General features: G+C 50.6%; 17 protein-coding genes. 3 read left to right on the forward strand and 14 right to left on the reverse strand.

Translation table 11 applies throughout. The annotated features are described in order from the left end of the window. Positions 1-23 precede the first annotated feature (23 nt). From AB3N00_RS09870 to AB3N00_RS09925, 12 genes are all read right to left on the reverse strand, one after another. Positions 24-1,337 carry a F390 synthetase-related protein gene (locus tag AB3N00_RS09870; protein WP_413034359.1) on the reverse strand — a complete coding sequence of 438 codons (1,314 nt, stop codon included), beginning with the start codon at positions 1,335-1,337 and terminating at the stop codon, positions 24-26. After that, positions 1,334-2,194, reverse strand: coding sequence for an MBL fold metallo-hydrolase (locus AB3N00_RS09875; RefSeq protein WP_413034360.1), 861 nt, complete (start codon positions 2,192-2,194; stop codon positions 1,334-1,336). Before AB3N00_RS09875 ends, AB3N00_RS09870 begins: the two co-directional genes overlap by 4 nt. Next, the gene (locus AB3N00_RS09880; protein WP_413034361.1) at positions 2,188-3,183 is read right to left on the reverse strand and encodes an NAD-dependent epimerase/dehydratase family protein; all 996 of its coding nucleotides are present in this window, start codon (positions 3,181-3,183) and stop codon (positions 2,188-2,190) included. The genes AB3N00_RS09875 and AB3N00_RS09880 overlap by 7 nt, the downstream gene beginning before the upstream one ends. Beyond that, a complete protein-coding gene (locus tag AB3N00_RS09885) occupies positions 3,180-4,403 on the reverse strand; it encodes an ATP-grasp domain-containing protein (RefSeq protein ID WP_413034362.1) in 1,224 nt (407 codons plus the stop codon). The genes AB3N00_RS09880 and AB3N00_RS09885 overlap by 4 nt, the downstream gene beginning before the upstream one ends. Then, on the reverse strand, positions 4,393-5,394 hold the full coding sequence (locus tag AB3N00_RS09890) for a beta-ketoacyl-ACP synthase III (RefSeq protein ID WP_413034363.1): 1,002 nt from the start codon (positions 5,392-5,394) through the stop codon (positions 4,393-4,395). Before AB3N00_RS09890 ends, AB3N00_RS09885 begins: the two co-directional genes overlap by 11 nt. Before the next feature lie 166 nt (positions 5,395-5,560). Continuing rightward, positions 5,561-6,442, reverse strand: coding sequence for a TIGR01777 family oxidoreductase (locus AB3N00_RS09895; protein WP_413034364.1), 882 nt, complete (start codon positions 6,440-6,442; stop codon positions 5,561-5,563). A 79-nt stretch (positions 6,443-6,521) separates the two neighbouring features. After that, complete coding sequence (locus AB3N00_RS09900; RefSeq protein WP_413034365.1) at positions 6,522-7,040, reverse strand: hypothetical protein; 519 nt, start codon at positions 7,038-7,040, stop codon at positions 6,522-6,524. A 190-nt stretch (positions 7,041-7,230) separates the two neighbouring features. Next, positions 7,231-7,962, reverse strand: coding sequence for a YdcF family protein (locus tag AB3N00_RS09905; protein ID WP_413034366.1), 732 nt, complete (start codon positions 7,960-7,962; stop codon positions 7,231-7,233). Positions 7,963-8,053: 91 nt separating this feature from the next. Beyond that, complete coding sequence (locus tag AB3N00_RS09910) at positions 8,054-8,605, reverse strand: nucleotidyltransferase family protein (protein ID WP_413034367.1); 552 nt, start codon at positions 8,603-8,605, stop codon at positions 8,054-8,056. Positions 8,606-8,806: 201 nt separating this feature from the next. Continuing rightward, positions 8,807-9,691: a glycoside hydrolase family 43 protein gene (locus AB3N00_RS09915; protein ID WP_413035237.1), complete on the reverse strand. Its 885-nt coding sequence runs from the start codon at positions 9,689-9,691 to the stop codon at positions 8,807-8,809. Positions 9,692-9,770: 79 nt separating this feature from the next. Then, on the reverse strand, positions 9,771-10,631 hold the full coding sequence (locus AB3N00_RS09920; protein ID WP_413034368.1) for an EamA family transporter: 861 nt from the start codon (positions 10,629-10,631) through the stop codon (positions 9,771-9,773). A 35-nt stretch (positions 10,632-10,666) separates the two neighbouring features. Next, positions 10,667-11,632 (reverse strand): metallophosphoesterase family protein, encoded by a 966-nt coding sequence (locus AB3N00_RS09925; protein WP_413034369.1) that lies wholly within the window; start codon positions 11,630-11,632, stop codon positions 10,667-10,669. Positions 11,633-11,834: 202 nt separating this feature from the next. On the opposite strand from AB3N00_RS09925, the gene AB3N00_RS09930 reads away from it, so the two are divergent. The 3 genes from AB3N00_RS09930 (at position 11,835) to AB3N00_RS09940 (ending at position 14,418) form a co-directional block, all read left to right on the forward strand. Then, complete coding sequence (locus AB3N00_RS09930; RefSeq protein WP_413034370.1) at positions 11,835-12,605, forward strand: DeoR/GlpR family DNA-binding transcription regulator; 771 nt, start codon at positions 11,835-11,837, stop codon at positions 12,603-12,605. Positions 12,606-12,682: 77 nt separating this feature from the next. Next, positions 12,683-13,213: a TetR/AcrR family transcriptional regulator gene (locus AB3N00_RS09935; protein ID WP_175399456.1), complete on the forward strand. Its 531-nt coding sequence runs from the start codon at positions 12,683-12,685 to the stop codon at positions 13,211-13,213. An 89-nt stretch (positions 13,214-13,302) separates the two neighbouring features. After that, the gene (locus AB3N00_RS09940) at positions 13,303-14,418 is read left to right on the forward strand and encodes an MFS transporter (RefSeq protein ID WP_413034371.1); all 1,116 of its coding nucleotides are present in this window, start codon (positions 13,303-13,305) and stop codon (positions 14,416-14,418) included. Between the two features lie 11 nt (positions 14,419-14,429). Here the strand turns inward: AB3N00_RS09940 and AB3N00_RS09945 are convergent, their stop codons facing one another. Beyond that, on the reverse strand, positions 14,430-15,530 hold the full coding sequence (locus tag AB3N00_RS09945; RefSeq protein ID WP_413034372.1) for a formylglycine-generating enzyme family protein: 1,101 nt from the start codon (positions 15,528-15,530) through the stop codon (positions 14,430-14,432). 2 nt (positions 15,531-15,532) lie between these two features. Beyond that, positions 15,533-17,434: a hypothetical protein gene (locus tag AB3N00_RS09950; protein ID WP_413034373.1), complete on the reverse strand. Its 1,902-nt coding sequence runs from the start codon at positions 17,432-17,434 to the stop codon at positions 15,533-15,535. Positions 17,435-17,541 lie beyond the last annotated feature (107 nt).

Consider the following 17,541-nt stretch of genomic DNA (forward strand, 5'->3'; position numbering starts at 1 on the left):
TTGTTCGTTATTTCTCCTTCCGCTCAGGTATGCTGCCGCTCCACTCGGCGCAGTTTGGTCATCCCTGGTTCGAATGTATATGGAACGTAGCTGGTCCTAGGAACGATGCATGTAAGCCGTTCTCCCAGCTTCGTCAGCTGACGCTGCACCTCTGCTTGCACCTGCTCCGGATCGCCACCTTCGCCAAGGTGAAGAGCAATTTCCAGTGACCCATCACGGCGTTGAACGACGCGGTAGTGCTCAAGATCCGGAGAGGCGGCAATCACTGCACGGGTAACAAAGTCCGGAAATATAGGTACGGCTTCGCCGGTATGCCGATGTGGAAAATAAAGCGTGTCATCACAGCGACCCTCGATTCGCTCAATGGCGGTAAAGAGGGAACCACAGGCACATGGAACGGCCGCCTCGGTCAAAATGTCGTTTAGCCGATACCGGATAATTGGCTGCGATGTTCTGGAGAAGTCCGTGATGATAGGTACAAAGCGCCGGGAGGCAGGATCGATAAACTCTTTTTCAATGTGGACAATATCTTCATTCAGATGCAATGTGCCGAAGCTGCAGGTCGCACCCAGGAACCCCTCTGTGCACTGGTAGACCTGATGAATCGTTTGACCGAAGACGCGTTCCAGCACCTTGCGATCGAGCGGGTCTAACACTTCAGCAACGGATATGATTTTCTCGGGTGTTGCAGTCAATGTGCCATCCAGGTAGGCATCAGCCAGCATTCTCAGCATGGATGGAGGGGCTACCCATACGGTAGGACGATACTCTTCCATACGCTCAACCAAGGTATCCACGCGCTCCAGCAGATCGAAATATTGAAATTGCAGCCTGCCCCGCTGGACTGATTCATACAGATTGCTGTTAGCCCGCAGGAAAAAAGCAATCTTGGCAGGCTTCCACAGTCCCCCAGGCAGCACCTTGGCCAGCACCGTTCCGGTCCAGGCATCCTGTTCACGCTCACTCACGAGAAATAAACCCCGATTGCCTGATGTCCCTGAGGACAGCCCCACCGTAATGCCTTGAACAGACGGCTTGAAATTACGTGTATCCTCACTTGCTCCGGCGAGAGCCATGGCTTCATCCTTCGAAATCCCAACCGTGTTCAGCTGGTCGAAATGCTGCATCATGATGTTTTTGTCGATCAGCGGGAAGCTTCTCCAGTCCGATGCATCAGCACCTCCCCACCACTTCCGGTAAAACGGAGACTGTGTACGAATTCGCTCAACTTGCCGAGTAATCCGACGTTTCTGCCAGCGTTCCAGCTCCTCACGTGATTTCCATTTTCGAAGCCCACGGGCCAAAGCATAATGATAGACAATACGCAATGTACTCATAGGTTATCTCCCTCCATTCCCCAAGCGCTCAGCGCTTCACGGCAATGGCTGGGTACAATCCGAATCTCGGGGAACTGCTGATGCAGCTGCACAAGTCTGTCAAAATTCATCCTGTACTCCAACCGATTGGACATGATGATGCCTGCGAGCGCATGGGGTCTGCGCTGTTCACGGAAAGCCCTGCTGGACCAAACCGCATCGGCGCACAGAAAATAGTCATGCTCCCCCGTACTGAGCAGGAGTCCCATCATGCCATCGGCATGACCGGATACATCGACACCCAGCAGGCTCCCATCACCGAAAATATCGTAGACCTCGGAAAAGGGAAACTCTTCTCCTGCACTCGCCCATCGCTCCGGCTGTTTCATGACCGGCAATGATCGGTCTGCAAAGTTTTCCGGCAGTAGACCTGACAAAAAGCCAGCCTTAACGGCAGCCATTGGGCCGAGTGACCTTACGGCGTCATACGCCCTCGGCAGATAGATCAGCTGTGCTTCCGGGAAGTCACGCACCCCGGCGATATGATCGCCGTGAAAATGGGAGAGAATGATGTACCGGATATCAGCTGCTTTTAACCCGAGCTTAGCAAGAAATTGTACCGCACTGTCTTCTTCCCGATATACCACAGGCGTAATATGGCGGTACAGCGCATTGGGCAGATGAGCCGTCTCCTTGAAGAAACGTGAGCTGTATCCCGTATCCAGCAGCATCGGACCATGCACGGGATGAATAATACAGGCAAAGCCTGCAGGAAAAGGTACCGGACGCAAACTCCCCCCTCGCAGCGTTAAAAATTCCGGATGTGTGCAGTATCCCGCTGCTCCCAGATGAAGTTCTACCCTTGTTGTTGTCAGCATGATTCCACCCTCCACCAATCTGCAAACTGCTTCAGACCTTCTTCAATGGATACTCGCGGTGTATATCCTATTCGCTCACGGGCGTCATTAATATCCAGCGTCTGCGGAATGGTTAACGAACCGACCGTATACCTTGTCAGCTGTGGTTCACCCAGCATAGGAAGGAGACGATGCACACTTTCCATCAGCGCAGCCGCCCCATAAGCCGCTCGATAAGGAATATTTCGTCGAACCAAGGGCATTTCCAACAACCCAAACAATTGACTCACCAGTTCGTTGAACGGCCTCGGGTCTCCATTGGAAATATTATATGCCCTCCCGAGCGCATCTGGCGGTGCACTCCAGCATAACAACAGCGCATCCACCACATTATCCACACAAGTAAGGTCGATGACTGCCTGCCCTCCTCCGATCATGGGTACACCTGTTTTACGGTTAGCTGCGACGAGTCTGGGGAAAAGCGTCTGGTCATAAGGGCCGAAGATCGCCCTCGGACGAATCATGATGGAAGGAAGTCCACTCGCATGAGCCTGCAGCACCACTTGCTCCGCCATTCGCTTGGTCGCTGCATAATGATTGGCTGGTTTGGTTGGCAAAGGGTCATCCTCATGAACGTCATAACGGGGTACATAGTTAAAGTACACGCTCGGTGTCGAAACATGGATGAATCGCTGTACACCAGCAAGCAGACTGCCATCCACCAGATGCTGTGTCCCTTCCACATTGCTGCTGTAAAAGTCCCGGTATTTGCCCCATGGTGACGATAGTGCCGCGCAATGAAACACCGCATCCTGATCGGCACACGCCTGGGTTATGGCCGCCTTGTCCCGCAGATCACCGCGGTAAAACCGGATACCTTTGGCTTCCAGCTGTGCAGCATGTTCTTGTTTTCGCCCCATACCAGTCACTTTCCAGCCCTGCCCCGCGAGCCGTATCGCCAGATGTCTGCCCAGACATCCCGTTGCTCCTGTAACCAATGCTCTATTCATGGTAGTTCACCGTTCCATTCTATGTCGTGAGTCAAAGCTTCAGTCAGGGATAGCTTGTGCACGCGTGCAAGACGCCAGGCGGATAGCACAACGGCCACTTGCTCCAACAAGGGACGGGTATCATTATGCAAGTAAACTACATCCCTCGTACCCCGCCAGGCCGTCACCCATGCCTTCCATCGATCCAGCCTTCCGATCTGCTGCCATCCACTTCCCAGCATGGGAAGCATAAGCATGGCCCTGCTATGCTGCTTCGGGATTACTACTGTTCCTTCCTCTACTAGCGAATCAGGCGACATCAATGCACATACCAAGCCATCACCCGGGTGAAACAGATGGATTCCGCTGGTTGCCCTGGGATTACATTCGATTGCATAGACTCGGCCCTCTGGTCCTTCAATAAAATCAAAACCAATCTGGCCGCTAAATCCAGTAGCCCGAACAAATTGCCGAACCCACTCATAGGTACCCTCGTGTTCCATGTGTTCAAAATAAACGCTGGCTCCCACGTTTCCTGTGCGATAGCGGCTGTCATACGTGGAATGTGCCACAACCTGTCCTTCGTGCGCGACACTATATGTACACCATGCACGCCCGGCAATATAGGCCTGTGCTACCCAAGGGGAAGCCGGAGATATTTCTGCCTCCCCCGGCGGATCGTTCCGTGAACCCGGCATGCGAACTCTGGCAGCAAAACGGGAATATACTGGCTTCCATACCCACTCTCCCTCGGTTTCCAGAACAGATTGTGTTCGAATCCATTCTTGGCGGCTGTTAATCAGACGGGTATCCGGCACGGTAAGGCCAATCTCCTCTGCAAGCTGGATAAAATGGTATTTGTGATGCAATTCATGCAGCTGCTCCAATGGAGAAACAAGGACGCGGCAGTGAGAACGCAGTTTCTCCGCTCCCTGCGCAATATAAAATACTTCTTCACACATCGGAATGAGCAGGTCGATCTGCCATGCTTGAACAATCTGCTCCAGCTCAGACAAATATGCCGCTGTTTCATGACGCGGAGATGACACCCTAAAGCAATGCTCCACCGCACTGGACAATCTGCATAGATGACGGGCTGCACTCTCCGCAACGTATACCCGGTAACCTGCACGCCGGAGCATGCGAGCCAGATCGAGTGTGACCGGGGCACGGCCACCTGTGAGCAATACATTTCCCGTTGCAGCAGCGTCAAGGCCTGACTCTCTGAATCTAGTAGTCAAAAATGAGTCCTCCCAATGACAATCCAGCGGCAGTCCCGATCATCAGCACCCGATCCCCTCGCCGGATACGCTGCTGCTTGATCGCCTCATGCAGCCCCATGGGAATGGAGGCAGCAATCGTATTACCGTGGTTTCGTGTAATATCCATAAACCGGTCTTCGGCAATCCCCAATTTTTTGCGGATTAATCTCATCGCCATGGCACTGCCCTGATGCGGGATAACCAATTGAAAATCTTCCATCCGGTTCCCAGTGGCCTTCAGCATATCGTCCATGAATCCGGGAAGAAGTCTTGAAGCCATACGGAAGATCGCCTGGCCATCCATATGAAAAAGATATGGCTCCGGCTGGTCCGCCTTATAATTCGAGGCATGCAGCCGTGTACCTCCACCGGCAATTTCCGAGAACCGCGCCCCGCGACTGTACGTCTTCAGGGAAGCGTGCACAATCTGCGAGGAGCCCCCTTCCTCGGAACGCTCAATAATTACAGCAGCAGCACCATCACCAAAGAGCGCTGCACTCTCCTTATCCGACCAATTCAACCCGGCGGAAGCAATTTCAGTCGCTACGAGCAATACTCTTCGGTAACGGCCGGCATCCACCATATAGGAGATGACGTCCAGTCCGTTCAGAAAGCTCAAACAGGTTGCATCCATGTCAAAAGCCGGTGTGCCTGAATCCTGCTCTCCCATGGCTTGTTGAATGAATACCGCTGTACTTGGCAAAGGCTGCTCCTTCGTACCACTGGTACATACCAGACAGTCCATGTCTGAGAATTGCAATCCTGCATCGGCAAGCGCAGCTTCTGCGGCCCTCGCGCCCATGAACGAAGACGTTTCTTCACCAGAAGCATAATGACGCACACCTACACCTGTGGCTCTGGCGACCCAGCCAGAGGGCACATTCAAGCGGAGATCCAGTTCCTCGTCTGTCACTTTCCGCTCAGGCAGATATTTGCCGGTTCCAACAATTCTCACTCTTCTAAGCTGCATTTCCCCAACCTCTTTCTGTTCCATCTGACTGATTTAAATGACTCATACACTGCACCTGAAATGACGAAACGTCAGCGGCTAGATTCTTGAGAACATACAGCAGAAGGGCAGATGCATCTGCCCTTCTGGGTGAAACTTTTTATTCAACTGTTGTTTAATAATCTGCCTATTTCAAAATCTCGTGTAGTGCGGTGTCGAGCGTATCATATATAAAGGTAAATCCTTCCTGCTCAAGCCTCTCGGGAATGACCCAGCGGCTTTTGAGCACCAGCTCCGTTTCCGTCCGAATCAACCGAGCTCCCAGCTCCAGCATCCAGCGAGGGGATGGCAGTCCGATACGAATACCCATCTGTCGTCTCAGACTCTCCATCAGTTGACGATTCGTGACGGGATGCGGAGACGAAGCATTAAATACTCCCTCAAGGGCTGGGTGCTGCTGAAAATAGAGTACCATGCGAAACAGATCTTCGATATGAATCCAGCTGAATTGCTGTGTTCCCGATCCCTGTGATCCTCCCAAGCCAAAACGAACCAGATTCGTTAGTGGCTCCATGACACCGCCCTTGCCAAGCACAATCGCAATTCGCAGGGCAATCTGTCGGGTAGACGGCAGACTGAATTCGAAGAAAGCCTGTTCCCACGCCTTGGCGACGTCCACCGAGAAACCGGAGCCTATCTCTCCCTCTTTTTCCGTCATTGGGCGGTCTTCTGCATGTCTGTATATCGTGGCTGTGCTCGAGTTAATCCATAGTTCAGGCGGCTGGTCACAAGCAAGGACAGATTCGCCAAGAATACGTGTGGTCCGGGTTCTGGATTCAAGAATAATCCTGCGATTCTCGTTCGTATAACGGCAGTTTACGGATTTACCCGCAAGGTTAATCAACATTTCTGCACCTTCAAGCGCTTGTCTGATCCCCTCCCGATCCTCCCAGGCAATATGACCTGATTGACGTGAGATAATGAGCACTTCATATCCAAGTTTCTTGAATCTTTGCGCAAAATCCTGACCAACAAATCCAGTACCTCCGGCCAAAACAACCTTCTTCACGGTATCCCCTCATTTCCATAAGCGATAAGACTAACCCTTATATATGGATAAACACGGTTTCTACACGTTTCGTTCGATTTTATCTGGCACCCATTGCTGCATACAAGCGATCTCGCTCCTGGATAGCCCAAGCATTCGAAGGATTCTGCTCCAGTTGATAACGGAGTTCATCATAGAAATCATGAATCATGAACCCCTCAGGGAGTGCTCCTAGCATGGTCGTGAAATCATACTCCTGCAGGGCTCTGCGTCCTTCGCCAACCTGCTTCAGCCAGTCCATCCATGAGGGAAGATCAAGCACTCCTTCCTGCCACAGTTCTGCTTGTAATCCCAGAACATCCTGAAGCTGCTCATACGCAGAGGGATTGGACAATTGTCGGCAAGCCTTAACAGCCAGTTCATATAGCTCAATGACAGCCGGCCGTATTTCATGCTTAAGCTCCATTTCCAAACCTTCGGTAAAATCCTCAACCTGAATGTTTAGTCCGTCATCATATAGTAACGGTGCGTGTGCAAGCAGGCGTACAATCTCTTCCATATCGTTCGTTGAAATCTTCTTTTGCTCATAGAGAGCGGGTAATGGATATCCTGTAATCATCGTTCACTCCTACATCATTCTTCTATTCGTAACCTATATTATATCATGATTTGGCTGGTTACCCTTGAATTCACTTTAAGAACGACAAAAAGCAGTTAAGCCGGAATACATTCTGCTCAACTGCTATTTGGATGTCATGTAATGCAGGAACCTCGTAAAACTTTAATAGAGACTAGAAAAAAAGTTAACTCTACATAAAAGCCTTGACCACCGCAAAATATTCACGGATCATATTGATCGGTTTCAGGTAACCCGGTGACGGAGCGGATATGCCGTATTCGGCAGCGTAACCATTCTTGGCAGCCAGATACTTCGACCGGAACATATGGTAGTCACTGGTGACAATCATGATCTCAGGATGCTCCAGCCCTGATTTGTCTATTATCTTTTTGGAAAAAGCCATATTCTCCTGTGTACTGGTTGATTGATCTTCCATGATGACCTGGGCTGGCTTGATGCCTTGATCCACAAGATAGTTTTTCATCGCGAGAGCTTCAGGAATCGACTCCCCCGGTCCCTGCCCTCCCGATACTATCACTGGCGTTTGCGGATGGTTACGGATGTAATCCAGGCTCGCATCCAGCCTCTGCTTCAAGGTCAACGACAGCTCTGTACCTTTGATGCCTGATCCCAGAATGATGACATAATCTGCTTCTTCCGGATCATTCGCATTCAACTGTGTAAATACCAATGCTTCGATGATGACAAAGGAAACGGCCGCTATCCCGAATCCCGTTAACAAAATGCGCTTGAGTACCACATGTTTCTGATAATCAATCCGTCGAAGCACGATAAAGGCCACCGTGAGCAAGCCAAAAAACATCACTGCGAACTTCTGGCCCCAGAATATCAGAAAAATGATAAAACAGGCGAGCAGAGCAAGATCAATAATCAGGCCTTTTTCTCGTAGGAACTTTTTCATAAATCCAGCAACACTCCTTCTTGTACCTGCACCGCATTTCACTAAACCTGATCTCAGGCTGTTGTATGCCAAATAAACAACATAAGAAAACTCATGCTTTAACGATGGTAAGCTTCGGCCATTGGTCCTGCCAACGTTTCTGCTCTACACGCCGGTTGTACTCCTTCGCATCCGTGTACAACGGACTTCGGCGAACGGTTAACGCGTACAAATCATCCAACCCATACGGGGCACAGATGCCAATTTGGTCCTTCTCATCCAGCTGCACGCCTATGGCGGTTACAATCTCGGGCCAGTACCGAAGGGCGTCTTCTGTGGATTGATAGGGTTCTGTGCCATTGCGCAGATGCATTCTGGCCTGGTTTTTTACAGACCACTTGGGATTGCCCGTTTCGTCCCGCAGCTGATTTTCCAGCCGCACATCCCGCACCTCATCCATGTCTTCGGCATCAAAGTAAACGACATCAATATCACTATGCAGCTCGCGCTGGGCATATCCATGAAGAACGTCCCATATATAATTGCGAATATATCCTGCACCTATATAACACTGAGGCAGCGCAAGGCTCCGGACTCGCTGCAAGTCATGCATCAACCGCTCATGTGCTCTTATTGACTGGATTAATTTCGCCTCGTGTAGCACTTGGACCCTCTCCTTACTGCATGCTCTCTTCAGCCGACTCTACTTACTCTACCTTTTTGAACACGTCTGACTCCAATATATCATGTTTATGTACCTGCGATAAAATGAACAAATCCCCTCAGTCCATACCTTGAAGAGCATCTGGACAGATGTTCCTTGAGGTTCGGTTAATCTGAGGGGATTAAATAAATTACAAATAAATTACTTTGAATCATCATCAACAAGCTTAAGTTGTCCGTCTTTCTCCTGGATGGGGAAAATAACCGGGCGTTCATTCGGGTGATCGTTTGGTACATGGATGGTCAGACACAACTGTCCTTCGAACGTACGGAATAACATGCCATGCCCTCCGTTTTTGGTGAATAGTGGTGAGTCATCCTGCTTCCATGGACCTTGCGGTTTTCCCGATATCGAGCGGGCAAGACCCAGGGTATATCCATCTTGTCCCGTTGTGGACCACATCATGACCAGTTCATTATTTTGCATCCGATACAGAAAGGGACCATCCGTGACATAGCGGTTATGCTGTTCTCCGCTTCCGATGGACCATGAAGCTTCCGAAGCTCGGAATAGCAAAATGGGCTGACCAATCGCACCTTTTAAATCGGGCGTCAGACGAACTGCATACATCTCGCCATCCTCGACCTGTACCCACTCTTTGCAAAAGATCATCCATGGATCACCATGATCATCCACATAGAGTGTGCCGTCCAGGCATTCCCAATCCGGGGGAGTCAGAGAGCGGCTCCACAATGTGAACGGACCTTCCGGCTGATCAGCCACCAGCACTCCGGTTACCCTTGGGATATCCTCCGCCTTGAAACTGGCAAACATATAATAGCGCCCTTCCCATTCATACACTTCCGGTGCCCAATAGTGATGATCTGACCAAAAGTCCGCAGGCGGACGGAAACACGGAATAGGGCCATGCCAATGAACCAAATCTTCGCTCTCATAGGCATCGAAGCCAATCGCTGGGCCACTCCACACATTTTGTCCGATGGAGCCGTACAAATAGTATTTCTTCCGGGATGGCAGAGCCAGTATGTAGGGGTCACGAAAATGGATATCTTCCAAACGGTGCATGTTCAATGATTCATCCTCCTTGTGAAAGCGGTTCAATATTCACGAGTATACACCATATCTCCAGAATCTGGAATTCCATTCATCCCCACATGCCAATAAGCAGGATGCCACCAAATATAACGATTGAACAGAGGATGCGCTTCTCCCCCTGCTGTTCTTTCAATAGCAGAATGCCGAGAAACGCTGCAAATACCGTTCCCACCTCACGCAAAGGGCCCAGTCTCGCCATCGGTGCCTGCTGCAGCGCAAACAGGAATAACAGGTACGAACCCGGGTTTAACAGCGCTCCAAGCAGGATGGTGGATCGATTCACTTTCCATTCCTGACGCAATTGACGGGAAGCGAGCAGCGCTGGAGTCAGTCCGGCGACAAAGCCAATGTTCGTCACCTCAAGCAGCGACAAAGGTGAGATATGCTCTAGATTCAATTTGTCCACGAATACATAACTGGTTGTACATAGCCCCACACATAGTGCCATCAAGACCGGCTTCGTTCCCTGTACCTGTGAGCCTGTCTTAGCCCTCCTGCTTCCCACACCGCCGAGTACCATAAATCCACCAAGCATGCAGGCAATGCCGATCCACCCGAACGAAGATAATGTTTCCCCAAGAAAAATCACCCCGATCAAAGGCACCAGCAAGGTGCTCGTTCCCCGCATTATCGGATAAATCTGCGACAAGTCACCGAGTTCATAGGTCTGAGACAACAGCCAGGAATACAAAGCCTGCAAAGCCATCGACAGAACCAGCAGAGCATAAGCTGGCATGGATAAGGGCTCACGTACCAACTCCACAATGAGCACAGGCAGCAATATCACAGTAGGGATCATCATAATGGACCACAAAAACACACTCTTATTCAAACTTCGTTTGGTGAACATGCTCCAGACCGCATGGGCCATGCCAGATGCAAGCACCAGAAATATCGGTAAAATCATCATTTAAAAATTCCTCTCTAACCCCTTGCCCTTCCAACTTACTTCGCCGCAGCGCTCTCCGGGTGATGTTCTGGCTGTTCCATGACGACCGATCCGTCTTCCAGACGAAGCCAGGTGTCGAAACTGCACTGTCCTAACTGCAATTGAATGACTCTTCCTCCACGCAGCATGTCTGCTCTTCCATAGGTATTGTGCCCACTCGAACGCCCGTAACAGAGACGAATGCCGTGGAGTTCCCCCTGAAAATCATTAACGTGATCGTGCCCGCAAAACGTACCCATAACATCGCCCATCTCCAGCAGCGCCGAGAACAGACCGGAGTTAACTTGCGCAGCACAGACGGGTTCATGCTTGCTGCCGTAACATGTCTGTGTGTCCCACATCACTTGATATTCCGGAATCGGGATATGGAAAAACGCCAGGGCTGGAAGCTTCTCCCCGCGGCTGCGGCCGGGATTAACGCGTGTGGATTCAGACATCAGCCATTGGATCTGATTGGGCTGAATCCAGCCATAACCGGGTACCGTCGGGACCTCGGAATAGCTCCCCGAATCGAGAAAGTACAATACCGCTGCCGGGCTGCCATCCGCTCCCGCAATCTCCAGTGTGTAATTGCCCAAGCCTGCAATCCCGCTTGGACCCGGTTCTGTCACCGTATGGGCATGTTCCTGGACAACCTCCATCAGGCCAGCCGGAGTAATTCGATTTTCCGTATCATGGTTGCCATATACAAACGCCCAAGGAATACCACATTCCTCCACAACCGATACGGCTTCGCGAAAGGCCTGTTCGGGGTGTTCACATGCCTTCTTCCCAGGATCGACAGGGCCTGTATAAATGACATCTCCCGTAAATACCACCAGATCCGGCTGCTCCGCTTCGATCACCGTTTTCATTAACTGACGGGTGCGCATGTCTTCAGGCCGGCCATCTTTCCAATGCAGATCTGTAAACTGAACGATTTTGAAGGTTTCATTTTCTTGAAATGCAAGCTGTCGTTTCACCTTGTATCCCCCCATAAGTGCGTTATGTACATATACCACTGATATGTGGTATCTTGTGGTTTTATGTTGTTTGTTTGATCCGATCTTATCTCTACCTTTTCATCCTGTCAATACATGATTTGGATCATCCATGTAGCTAGCAGTATGAAAATTGACGTAGAATAGGAAAGAGAACTAGACAGAAAACCAGGAGGCATAACCCATGTCGTTAACCTACGAAGAACGCAGACAGACTATTTTGGCTCAATTGGCGACCCAAGGAAAGGTTCAGGTTCAGCTGCTGGCTGACCTCTTTCAGGTATCCACGGAGACCATCCGGCGGGATTTGGACCGGCTTGAAAAGGAAGGTGAGTTGCGTAAAGTCTATGGCGGTGCAGTTCGTGTGCGCTCAGGAATGATTGAAGCCCCTTTTCAGAAGCGTTCATTACTGCAAATGACCGAAAAACAGCGGATCGGTGCTGCCGCTGCCGCTCTCATTGAAGATGGGGAAACGATCATGCTGGACAACGGGACAACCACCCTGGAAATCATGCGCCAGCTGAGAAATCGCTCACAGGTCACCGTTATTACCAATTCCGTGCCCATTCTTGCCTGTGCGCTGGAGGACTTTGCCGGAAAAATCATTTTCGCCGGAGGGGAAATCAATCCTGCGGTACAAGCCTCGACCGGACCTGTAGCTCATGAATTGTTGAATCAGTTCAAAGTCAATAAGGCATTCATCTCTGCCGGAGGGATATCGTTAACGGACGGCATCACGGATTATATGCTGGAGGAAGCCCTGATCTCCCGCAAGATGATGGAACGTGCGGAGGAATCCGTTCTTGTAGCAGATCATACGAAGTTTGGCCGCTCCACCTTTGCGCAGATTGCACCCCTGGATCAGATCTCCATGGTGATTACGGACGATGGCTGCCCCGCAGAGTGGTTGAACGCCCTGCATCAAATGGAGATCGAGATGGTGCACAGCATTTGACAGCTGGATTTGATTGTTATATTTTGGGTGATATAATGATCGTTCTATCTGATGCATAAAGGGAGAGAATTGCGGATATGAGCAGCAAGAAGGAAATGCTGTTAAACGTGGCGGAGGACTTATTCTATCACCATGGATTTCACTCTATCGGCTTGAAGCGGATCATCACGGATGCCGAGATTGCCATTATGACGTTGTATAATCACTTTGATTCCAAGGACGATCTGATCGTCGAAGTGCTTCTTCGGCGAGAGCAGCGATATCTGGAACAACTGAGACAGTATGCGGATAACAAGGCACAGCCCTTGTTTCAGAATCTGGCCGAAGGGCATGCACGCTGGCTGATGGACCACGAATCCCGAGGATGCATGTTTCTGCGTGCCAAGGAAGAATTTGGCGCCGATCCCGATCACGTAATCGTCCAGACTGTCAATGCGCACAAAAAACATGTGATGACCCTGATAAAAAAATTGGATTCGTCCATTACGGATCAGGACTTAATCCGCTTCTCCCTGCTCTTGGAGGGCTCCACCGCGCTCGCTGAGACTCAAGATGTAAAAATCGTCTGCCAGGAGCTTCTGGGTATGACACGTGACAGTTTCAAGTAGTCCCACAACGGGTGAGTTATAGTTCAACTCACTTTTTTTATTTCAGCAGAAATATAATGATCGTTCTATCTAAAAAGGCGGTGGATATGTTGAAAAAAATTGTTTTTCCTGGGATTGCACTTATTTCGGTATGTTATGCGTTTGGAAGATTCAGTTATGGCCTGTTTATGCCGGAAATTTCAGAATCCCTGCAGCTGGATGATACCCAGTCCGGTGCAATCAATTCTGCTACTTATATTGCCTATTGTCTTTCTTTACTCGTAGCACCTTTGTTTATTAATCGTATCGGTCACTACCACGTCATTCATATGGCGGGAATCAGCGCGATACTCGGTTTACTTGGCATTGCCCTTTCTCCGAATGCTCTGGTCCTGACCATAGCCATATTTCTGGCAGGACTAAGTACAGGACTGGCTTCTCCTGCCCTGGGCAACACCGTCTATGCCGAACTTCCGCCTGAGCAGCAGGCCAGAGGCAACAGCTGGATTAACACGGGAACAAGCTTCGGCATTATCGTTTCCGGTCCGATCTACTTATTGTTTAGTGAATACTGGCGCTGGTCGTACATTTTTTTCGCTGTTCTCGGTGTTTTGGTTTTGTTTTGGAACAGACGCGTTCTTTCGACACGCAAAACCGAGCCTTGCACCAAATCCCTCTGGGCATGCATGAAACCAACCAGACCCGGTATGGCTCTGCTTATGGCTTCCCTCTTGACAGGCTTCAGCTCTGCGATCTATTGGACATTCGCGCGAAGCTTTCTGACCGACGAAAAAGGGGCCTCCGATATGGAAGCCGTAGTGTTCTGGATTGTGATGGGGATTATGGGTATCTTGGGTGGATGCGCCGGTCGAATCATTGAACGCATCGGTATAGGACGTTCCTATCATGTGGGCATCCTGCTGCTAGCCATTTCACTCGGTGTGATTATTCTGCCTTCCATGACTGCCAGCCTGAGCTCTGCCGTCATGTTCGGGAGCACCTATATTTTTCTGACCAGCGTGTTTATCGTGTGGGCGACCAGACTATTTCGTCCGAATACGTCCATCGGAATCAGCCTTGCCTTTCTTGCACTGGGTGCGGGGCAGTTCTTCGGCTCGTCCATTGCAGGGTATACCATTGATCTGTTCTCCAACACAACAGCATTTCTGGCCTTCGCTGTTCTTGGACTGTTCGGAATGCTGATTCGGGTTAAGGTGGCAGATTGACGCCTACGCAACTATACAGTCAATACATTCGCTGCACATCGGAAACCGATGTGTCCAGTGGATGTATCCGGCGTATTGAGGATTCTTGCTGCAACTCGATAACGATTGCAGTAGGAGCGGTGACATAGGTAGGAACCTCCTTTTAACACCTTGCGGACTTCATGGGAAGAGGCTGTGATGTCAGCCATTATTGATCTCTCGTGATCTGTGACGTAGTTGTCCGCGCACCATTCCCACACGTTGCCTGACATGTTATACAAGCCGTATGCATTAGGTGGGAAAGATCTGGATGGAGCCGTGCCCACATACCCATCGGCTGCATTGTTCTTTGTTGGGAAAACGCCCTGCCAGATGTTGCAGTAGTGCTGACCTTCAGGCCGTAAGGTATCACCCCAGGGGTATTTCTTCTGGATCAGGCCACCCCGGGCTGCATATTCCCACTCGGCTTCTGTTGGCAGTCGTTTCCCAGCCCAATGACAATAGGCGTTAGCATCGTTCCAGGAGATATGAATAACCGGATGGTCAGCCCTGTCACGGATATGAGTGTCCGGACCTTCGGGGTGCGCCCAGTCCGCACCTTCGACAACCCACCACCAGGGCGTGTGCTGCACCACAGTTTGGACCTTTGCCGCCGTTTGCGAAGAAACAAACGATTGAAACACAAAGGACCAGCCAAAACGCTCAGCTTCAGTCCGGTACCCGGTCTGTCGTACAAACTGTTCGAACTCGGAATTGGTGACCGTGCAGGCGTCCAGATAAAAGGAGTCTACCTGGATTTCCCTAACAGGGCCTTCCCCATCGGACGCAAAGGCTTCGGGGTCATTTGTGCCCATCAGGAAACGCCCGCCTGTGATTAGAAGTCGCTCCGCATCCTTCTTGCCAGCCTGCGCAATGCCATGATGTTCCTTTCCCCCGGCCTCATTGACATGAAGCATGTCCGAATGCGGTGAGGCATAAGTGGCTGGCGTATTAAGCTCACTGGAAACTGCAATCTCCGGTCCATCCTGCGAGGTGATCTTCTCCTCCAATGGACCGCCTCGGCTTGCAGCGCAGCAGCAAGAAGATTTAATTTGAGGAATCTGATCAGGCAACTGACTCATCTCCTTCCGCATGTTTATAACTCCGTCGTATCCTTATTGTACACGGCAGGGCGAATATTCGGATACGGAGGTTCTGACATGCCGTCGCCCAGATAATAATCCGTCAACAAAGATTGCATATATCCTTTTACAGTCAGGCCATTGCGGTATGCCGGGTTATGCGGCAGCGTGTAGAGGCGAACATCCGACGGTATCGTTGTCGTGTACAGACGCAGTTCTTTGAAATCACTCGTTTCATAGAGAATCTCCTCTCTCCAGTCTCCAAGCAGATCGCCGTACAGTACCGGCGCATTTCTGGAATTCACGCGAACATCATCGGCTGTAAACAAACGTGTTGTCGTGTTCTGTTCCCATTCCCACTTTTCTACAAAGTCCTTATCCAGCAGCTCGCCGAGCACATCACCATCCCACCAAATTCTAAAATTGGTTGAAGGCTGAACCGAACTGATCTCTTCGCCGTCCACATTGTAGATATTGCCTGAGCTGGACCACATCTCAAGCCCTCTGTGCCGCGGATCAATATCTGCCAGCGTTCCCCTTGCAACGTCCTGCGGGACCTCTCCAGTACGAATAATCTCGCCCGTCGCCCCATCGGCATAGAACCAGGGAAATTGATTAAAGTTCCCGTTCTCAGCCTGCTGAATGCCGAATTGCTCCAGTCCCGGTCGATCCGGATCAATATCCGTAATGTGGAACCGATCACCATGGACTGCACCAGGCAGACTGTATAACGTTTCCCCGTTATCATCCAGTGCCCAACCGCCAAAGGAAAGCTCATCCTTCCCATCCCCGTCGAGATCCAATATGCGAATTTGGTGGAAAAATTCACCGTCCGCCCCAGCATGTCTCCATCGCTCGGTCAGAGTCCCGCCTGCATAGTCGTAAGCGGACGTCACATACTGAAAATTGCGACTGAGCGCACGATTCTTGAGCGCTGTAATCAGGCTGGGATGTTCACCGTCCAGATAGGCAATACCAAAGTGCCCGCTGAGCGGACCATCGGCTGCATAATCATTGGAAATTGTTGTACGTGCTGCCTCTGTACCGGTCAGTCCATCCACGACGGACACATATTGTGCGCGTTCCGCTGTGGCAGGCACGATCTCGCCATCCGCAAAGGTTACACCTTCAAAGGTACGCAGCAGTACTTCGGACTTCCCGTCACTGTCCAGATCAAACACGGTAATATTGTCGTTATCCCGCCAGCCGCCAAGTCCCGCAACACCGAACTCACTCACTGAAGCAGGCGGTGCATTATAGGTATCAATCGTTGTGACACTGTATGGACCCAGATCAATTCGCCAAAGGAAACCTTCAGTCAGACCGTATGCCTCCACATATTTGTTGCCGCCATTTACAGGTATCCGGGTAACCACATATTCATATTCACCGTCTCCATCCAGATCGCCTGGCCAGCCATGCTGCACGAAATAATCGGACGGATTGGACGTTATATCTTGCAGCGGAATGCTGAAGTAATCGCGAATCTCGGGATCGGCTTCGAGTACCACCTCTGCACTTTTCCCCTGAAAGGCACCATTTACATAGGACTTCACAATGTACGTATGACTCCGGGTTACATCCACTTCGGTGTCCGTATAATTGGTTCCTTGTGCAAGCGGCTGATCATTCAGTTTAATCTCTTCTGTTCCCGTACGCCGGTAGATATCAAATGTAACCTGCTGCGGTTCCGTTCCCAGCAGACGCCAGCTTAGATACACTTTGTTTTCGCCTAAATAAACGGCAGTAAGGCCTCTTCCCAGATCTTCAACCAAACGCGGTGCAGACACTTCTGCAGCATCTGCCTGAGCTTTAACTCCTCCTGGTGAAGCAACACCTGACAACACAATGACCCCACTCAACAGCCATGTGAAAAGCACTTTCGTTCTTCCTGCCACAGTTGTTCTGGTTTTCATCAACGAATCCCCTCCATCAATTGATTGGCATAATGCAATGCATATCAAAAAAGCAAAGCTTGCTATCTCCGCCCCATAAGCCAATCTAATAAGATTGACTGAACTGG

It is taken from the genome of Paenibacillus xylanilyticus (genome assembly GCF_047246825.1).
In the GTDB taxonomy this organism is placed as follows: domain Bacteria; phylum Bacillota; class Bacilli; order Paenibacillales; family Paenibacillaceae; genus Paenibacillus; species Paenibacillus xylanilyticus_B.